Source organism: Streptomyces sp. MnatMP-M17, from assembly GCF_900091995.1.
In the GTDB taxonomy this organism is placed as follows: domain Bacteria; phylum Actinomycetota; class Actinomycetes; order Streptomycetales; family Streptomycetaceae; genus Streptomyces.
Window position 1 is genome coordinate 1 of sequence record NZ_FMDK01001020.1, and the last position, 6,961, is coordinate 6,961.

At 71.2% G+C, this 6,961-nt stretch carries 7 protein-coding genes; all 7 read right to left on the bottom strand.

Annotation, left to right across the window (positions count from 1 at the left end):
* On the bottom strand, positions 1–821 hold an 821-nt coding region (locus GA0115259_RS35280), incomplete at its 3' end, for an acyl-CoA dehydrogenase family protein (protein WP_093604432.1).
* On the bottom strand, positions 818–1,135 hold the full coding sequence (locus tag GA0115259_RS40865; RefSeq protein ID WP_176732770.1) for a hypothetical protein: 318 nt from the start codon (positions 1,133–1,135) through the stop codon (positions 818–820). The genes GA0115259_RS40865 and GA0115259_RS35280, both read right to left, overlap by 4 nt.
* Positions 1,136–1,199: 64 nt before the next feature.
* On the bottom strand, positions 1,200–2,270 hold the full coding sequence (locus tag GA0115259_RS35290) for an ABC transporter ATP-binding protein (protein ID WP_093604434.1): 1,071 nt from the start codon (positions 2,268–2,270) through the stop codon (positions 1,200–1,202).
* Complete coding sequence (locus GA0115259_RS35295; protein ID WP_093604436.1) at positions 2,267–3,334, bottom strand: ABC transporter ATP-binding protein; 1,068 nt, start codon at positions 3,332–3,334, stop codon at positions 2,267–2,269. Before GA0115259_RS35295 ends, GA0115259_RS35290 begins: the two co-directional genes overlap by 4 nt.
* The gene (locus GA0115259_RS35300) at positions 3,318–4,241 is read right to left on the bottom strand and encodes an ABC transporter permease (RefSeq protein ID WP_093604438.1); all 924 of its coding nucleotides are present in this window, start codon (positions 4,239–4,241) and stop codon (positions 3,318–3,320) included. The genes GA0115259_RS35295 and GA0115259_RS35300 overlap by 17 nt, the downstream gene beginning before the upstream one ends.
* Positions 4,238–5,323 carry an ABC transporter permease gene (locus tag GA0115259_RS35305; protein ID WP_237540724.1) on the bottom strand — a complete coding sequence of 362 codons (1,086 nt, stop codon included), beginning with the start codon at positions 5,321–5,323 and terminating at the stop codon, positions 4,238–4,240. The genes GA0115259_RS35300 and GA0115259_RS35305 overlap by 4 nt, the downstream gene beginning before the upstream one ends.
* A partial coding sequence (locus GA0115259_RS35310) for an ABC transporter substrate-binding protein (RefSeq protein ID WP_345941073.1) occupies positions 5,320–6,961 on the bottom strand: 1,642 nt, incomplete at its 5' end. The genes GA0115259_RS35310 and GA0115259_RS35305, both read right to left, overlap by 4 nt.

Consider the following 6,961-nt stretch of genomic DNA (forward strand, 5'->3'; position numbering starts at 1 on the left):
AGCGCGGTCGGGACCCGCTCATGCAGAAAGTGGATGAGCCAGTCGCGGGCCGCGCCCGCCACGCCCAGATAGAGGGCGGTCAGACCGAGGGCGTTCCAGGCGCCGGTCTCCGGATCCGGCCGGGCACCGGGGATGTCTCCGGCCTCGTCCAGTGCGATGACATCGCCGGCCGGTACCGGAACGGAGTCGAGGACGACATCGTCGCTGCGGCTGGCCCGCAGCCCGACATGGTCCCAGGTGGGTTCGACGGTCAGTCCCGGGCTGCCCGCGCGCACGATGAAGGAGCCGACGCGTACCGGGTCCTCGTCGGTCCGCGCGAAGACCAGCATCCGGCTGAGCCCCACCGCGCCGGTGGAGTAGATCTTGCGGCCGGTCAGCAGCCAGTGGTCGCCGTCGCGCCGTGCGGTGGTGGCGGGAAGGCCACCGCGGACCGGGCTGCCCAGTTCGGGTTCCACCCGCAGGGCGTTGACCAGTGCGGGACCGATGGCCGACGCGTCGAGGAGTGCGGCGTACGCGGCGGGCGGCCAGCCGGGCGTACGGGCCTCGGCGGCGTGGGTGAACAGCGTCATGGCGGTGACGAGCGCCACGCCCGGATCTCCGGCGCCCAGGGCGCGCAGGATACGGACGGTGTCGGCCAGTCCGGCCCCGGGACCGCCGTGGCGGGCCGCCACGGTGGCGGTGAGCAGCCCGGCCTCGTAAGCGAGCACAAAGCCTTCGGCCGGGAAGGACGCGTCACGGTCGTGTTCCGCCGCGCGCGCGGCGAGCGCCTCGGTGACGGCCGGAAGCCGGGCGAGGTCCGGGGCCGGCAGCGGAGAACTCATACCGGGACCACGGCCTCTCCGGCGGGCTCCGCGGTCCCGCCCCGCTCGGCCTCGGCGCGTACGAGACCGCACGCCGCTCCGGTGGTCCTGGCGATCTCGGTCCAGAGCCGCTCGTGCGCGACCAGTACACGGTCGAAGCCCGACTCCTCATGGGCACGGGCCAGTTCCCGCAGATAGCCGGGCTGGACGACCGGGCCGCTGGCGTGTCCGCTCTCGCTCTGGGGGGAGATGCCGTCGCGGCCGGACACGGGAGTGGCCGAGCCGCTTTCGCTGATCTCCTGGGTGGCGGCGATACCGATGAACTCGATGGGCATGGCGGTGGTTCTCCTGTGGGTGCGAAGCGGGGCCCAGGGGCGCGAAGTGGGGAAAGGACGGTCGTCAGCCGATCCGGTCGCGCCAGGTGGCGGTGTGGTGGCAAGCGACGGTGTGGGACGGTCCGGTGTCGTCGGAGAGCGCGGTACGGCGCGGCTCGTCCCGGCACTCGGGCCCGGCGAACCGGCAGCGTGGTGCGAAGACACAGCCCTCGTCGTCCGGCCACGGCGGACGGTCCGCGTCCGGGCGCAACTGGGCGGGCAGCAGCCGGTGTTCACGGCGTACGCTCGGCGCGGAGGCGGTGAGCAGCGCGGTGTACGGATGCCGTGGATGCTCCAGGACCTCGCCGATCGGCCCTTGTTCGACCAGCCGGCCCCGGTAGAGAACGGCGACCCGGTCGGCGATACCGGCCAGCGAGCTGAGGTCGTGGGAGATGACCACGACAGCCAGGCCGAGTTCACGGCGGAGCCGGTCGAGCAGGCTCAGTACGAGATTGCGGTTGGAGGCGTCCAGGGCGCTGACCGGCTCGTCGCTGAGGAGCAGCCGAGGCCGGGTGACGATGGCGCGGGCCAGCGACACCCGCTGGCGCTGGCCGCCGGAGAGCTGTCCCGATGTACGGGCTCCGAGCGCGTCGGCGTCCAGACCCACCAAGGTCAGTGCCTCGTCGGCCCGCTCCGCGCGTTCCCGCCGGCTCGCCGCGCCGACGGCGGCGAGTGGTTCGGCCACTGCCTGACGAGCCGTCAGTTCAGGATCCTGTGAGCGCAGCGGATCCTGGAACATGTACTGCACACGTCCCGAGCGCCGGAAGTCCCGCAGCTCACGGCGGTTCAGCCGGGTGAGATCCCGGCCCTCGAAGCCGATGGCGCCGCTGTCGGGCCGTACCAGACCGACCGTGGCACGGGCCAGGGTGGTCTTGCCCGAGCCGGTCTCACCGATGATCCCGACGATCTCGCCCGCCCGTACGGTGAGATCGACGCCCGAGAGCACCCGGGTGCGTCCGGCGCGGCGCAGCGAGGTGGCCCGCCGACCGTACGACACGGTGAGTCCGCTGATCTCCAGCAGCGCGTCCAGGTCGGGCCCGATGGCCGCCGCCTCGCCCTGCCGGGCCGCGAGGACAGGTCCTTGGACGGTGGTCATACCGAGGCTCCTTCCGTGACGGGCGCGGTCGCTTCGCCGAGCAGTCCGGCCGGACGCAGGCAGCGCGCCCGGCGTCCGCCGTCCAGCGAGTGCAGAGCGACAGGTCCCTCGGTGCACCGCCCGACGGCATGGGCGCAGCGGTCGGCGAACCGGCAGCCGGGCAGCTCGGCACCGGTCTCGGGCGGTCGGCCCGGGATGATGTCCAGCTCGCGCCGACCCCACGCCCCGATCGACGCCACTCGGAGCAGCGCCTCGGTATACGGGTGTGCGGGCGAGGCGAGCACCTCGGCGGTGGGACCGTCCTCGACGATCTCGCCCGCGTACATGACCAGAAGGCGATCGCAGCTCTCGGCGACGACGGCGAGATCGTGGGTGACCAGAAGCAGGGCGAGGCCCTGTTCGGCCCTGAGCCGCTGGAGGAGTTCGAGGATCTCGGCCTGGATGACCACATCGAGGGCGGTGGTCGCCTCGTCCGCGATGAGCAGTTCGGGCGAGCAGGAGACGGCGATGGCGATGAGGACCCGTTGGAGCATCCCGCCGGAGAGCTCGTGCGGGTACTGGTGGAAGACCTCCTCAGGGCGGTGCAGTCCGACGGCCGTGAACAGTTCGACGGCGCGGATGTGCGCCTCGGCCCTGGAGAGCGCGGCTCCCACGCGTAGCTGCTCGGTGAGCTGACGGCCCACGGTGAGCGAGGGATTGAGATACGAGGCGGGATCCTGGAACACGGCTCCGACACGGCGGCCCCGTACGGCGTCCCACTGCTTACGGCTGAAGGCGGTCAGCTCGGCGCCGGTGCCGGGTGCGGTGCCCGGCTCCGCGCCGACAACGCCAAGGGTGATCCGGCCGCCCGACACCTCGCATCCGGCGGGCAGCACGCCCAGTGCGGACCGGCACGTCAGGCTCTTCCCACTGCCGGACTCCCCCACCAGTCCGACGGCTTCACCGCGCCCGATGGCGAAGGTCACCTCACGGACGGCGCGTACTCCGCCGGAGACGGTGACATCGAGTCCGTCGACGGTCAGTACGGCGGGCAATCGGTCAATTGGCTCAGCCAGTTGTGACACGCTGGTCGACCTCCTCGGGACGCTTCTCCGGACGTGTGATCACCTGGATGCGCGGCGCGGTGCCGGCCTTCCGGCCCGGCTTCGTTCCCGAGTCCGCCGCCCCGCTGTCGCGTACCGCGTCCGCGAGGATGTTCAGGGCACCGACCGTGATCATGATCGCGGCGCCCGGGATCAGCGGCGCCCACGGCTGCTGGGCCAGATAGCCCAGATCCGAGGCGAGCATTCCGCCCCAGGTCGGCGCGGGCGGCTGCACGCCCAGCCCGAGAAAGGTCAGGGACGCGACCACCAGGAGCGCCTGCCCGACGGCCTGCGCCGTGGTGACGGCGATCGTCGGCAGGATCTTGCCCCAGACATGGACCCGCAGGATCCACCACCGGGACGCGCCCATGAGCTCGGCCGCCTCCACATACTGCGCCTGCTTCAGCCCCAGCGCGGCGGCGCGGGTCACCCGGAAGTACAGCGGTGCGAAGAGCACGCCCAGCGCCAGCATCGCCTGGTGCATCCCGTTGCCCAGCGCTCCGACCACGGCGATGGCGAAGACCGTGAACGGCATGATCATCAAGGTGTCCGCGGCCCGCTGGGCCGTCCATTCGACGGTCCGGCCGAGCCACACGGAGGCGATCCCCGGCACAATGCCGAGCAGCATCGCCGCGCCGACCGCCTCCAGGGCGCCCACGACCGAGCGTCCCGTGCCCGCCAGCAGTCTGCTGAGGACATCCCGTCCCAGATAGTCGGTGCCGAGCAGATGCCCGGCGCTCGGTCCGTGCAGCATGTCCGCCGGCCGCTGGGCCAGCGGATCGTACGGTGCGAGGGCGCCGCCCGCGACCGCCACCAGCGCGACGAGCGCGAGCACGGCCAGCGCGATCCGGGCCGACGGCAGCCGCCAGGTACGCCGGAGTGTCCTCATCGGGCACTCCCTTCCGCCGCCCGGCCGCGACCGCCGTCCGGCTGTCTGCGCGCGGCCGGATTGAGCGCCGTCAGCGCCGCGTTGACGGCGATATTGGCGATGAGCACCACGGCCACGGTGACCAGCAGCGTTCCCTGGATGACCGGGATGTCGTGCTGTTCGGCCGACTGGAGCGAGAGCTGGGCGATCCCGGGCAGATTGAAGATCTTCTCGGTGACGACCGCGCCGCCCAGGATCACCGGCACACTCACACCGAGGACGGAGAGCGCGGGCCCGGCGGCATTGCGCAGTACATGTCCGAACAGCACCCGCCGGGCGGAGAAGCCGCGCATCTCGGCGCCGGTCACATAGTTCTCGCGCAGGGCCCCGACGAGCGAGGTGCGCAACTGCCGGGCGATGGAGGCGGCGGCGTCCAGGCTGAGGGCGAACGCGGGCAGGATCGCGTACCGCAGCCACTCCCCCGGGCTCTCGCCCAGCGGTACATAGCCGCCGGTGGGCAGCGCGCGGAGCTGCACCGCGAAGACGACGATCAGCACGATGCCGATGAGGAACGGCGGAAGGGTGGCCAGGGCGGAGGAGACAAGGGTGACGGCCCGGTCGAAGCGCCCGCCGTTGTTCAGGGCGGCCACGATTCCGGCGCCACCGCCGATGACCACGACGAGCAGCAGGGCGAGACCGGCGATGGACAGATCGACCGGCAGGGCTCCGGCGATACTGTCGGCGACGGGCACACTGGTGAACCAGGAGACCCCGAGATCACCGGTGAGCGCGTGGCCGAGCCAGCTCAGATACTGCGCGTACAGTGGCCGGTCCAATCCGAACTGGGCCTCCATACGGGCGATATCGGCCGGTGTCGCCTGGTCACCGAGGACGGCCGCCGCCGGATTGGCCTCCGAGAGGGCGCCGAGCGCGAAGGTGAGCAGCGAGGCCAGAAAGAAGACCGTGGCGGTGATGACGAGCAGCCGGCCCAGCGGGCGCGGTGCTCCCGCCAGCCGTCGCCGTACGGAGGCGGATCCCACGGACCACGGGCGGCGCCCGTAGCCGGTTCCTGCTTTCGTTCCCGTCACCATGGGCGCGGTCATGAGACCGTGACTCCCTCGAACCGCTGGACGACGGTGTACGCCGGGATCTCGGAGACCTTGGGATTGCGGGCGAGGATCCGAGGGACGGTGTAGAGGAAGACGTTCGGCATGGTCCGTACGGCGATCCCGGTGGCCTTCTGGAGAACGGCCGGATAGTCGGGCGAGTCCAGCGGTGTACGGCGGACCACATCGAGCGCCTTCTCCAGCTCGGGCGAGACGGTACGGCCCGGATTCATCAGGCCTTCCTTGCCGAAGAGGACCTGGAAGCCCTGGGTGGCGGCCTCACGTCCGGCGAACTGGTCGACGAAGAGGGCCTTGCTGCGCTGGACATAGACCAACTGGGACGCGCGGGCCGCCGGGATGGTCTCGATGGTGGCCGTGATGCCGACCTTCTTGAGCTGCGCCTGGATCAGTTCGGGTACGCCTTCGGCCTTCGAGGTGGAGAGCGTGATCTTCAGACCGTTCGCGTGGCCGGCCTTCGCCAGCAGTTCCTTGGCCTTCTCCGGGTCGTACGGGAAGAGCGTGTCCAGCGCGTCGTCATGGCCCGCGTATCCCTTGGGGAAGGGCTGCCGGGACACCTCGCCATGGCCGAAGGACGCGGTCCGGAGAAGTTCCTCGCGGTTGATCGCGTACTTGAGCGCGAGCGCCACGTCCGGGTCGGTGAAGGGCTCCTTGCCGTTGTGGACATCGAGGACGGCCACCACCATGGACGGAATGACCTGGACCTCAAGACCGGCGGCCCTGGCCGCCTCGACCTGACTGCCCGGTATCTGGGCGACGTTGTACTGCCCGGAGGTGAGCGCGGCGACGACGGTCGAGGCCTCGGGCAGCGGATACAGCTCAAAGTTCTCGATCCTGATCCGGTCCGCGTCCCAGTAGCCGGTGTTGCGGCGCAGCACGGCCTTGGAGTTCTGGACGTACGAGACCAGGGTGTACGGACCGGATCCCGCGGGCTCGGTGGCGAGACTCGCGGCGTCGCTCTCGAAGACCTTGGGATTGACGACCATGCCGGTCTTGCCCGCGAGGAGCAGCGGGATCTGGAAGTCGGGCTCGGCGAGACGCAGTTCGACGGTGCGGGCGTCGACAGCCGTGACCTCCTTGACGCCTGTGAGCTGAGCGGCGATCAGCGACTTCTCGTAGTCACGGCCCCGCTCGATGCTCTTCTTCACGGCGGTGGCGTCGACCGGAGTCCCGTCGCTGAACTTCAGTCCCTGGCGGAGGGTGAAGGTGACGGCCGTGCCGTCGTCGTTGTACTTCCATGAGGCGGCGAGGGCGGGGACCGCGTTGCCGCGCTGGTCGAGCGTGGTGAGCGCGGCATAGACGAGGGAGAGGGAGTGCACGTCCCAGCCTGCGGACGAGGTGACCGGATCCCATGAAGTCGGCAGCGCCCAGCCCCATTTGAGCGTGCCGCCCCGGCCGCTCGCCGTCGAGGCGGGCTGGCCTCCGCAGGCGGTGAGGGCGAGCGCGGCGCCCGCGCCGAGGGCGAGCCCGAGGAAGGAGCGCCGTCCCGGTCCTGGGCGGGAGAGCCGGGCGGGCGACGAGGAGATGGCCGGACGGTCCGCGCCGGCGGTGGTGGATGAGGTACGGAAGATCGGCATGGGTACGCCACCTTTCTGGGCCGTTGTGGCGGGGGGGGCG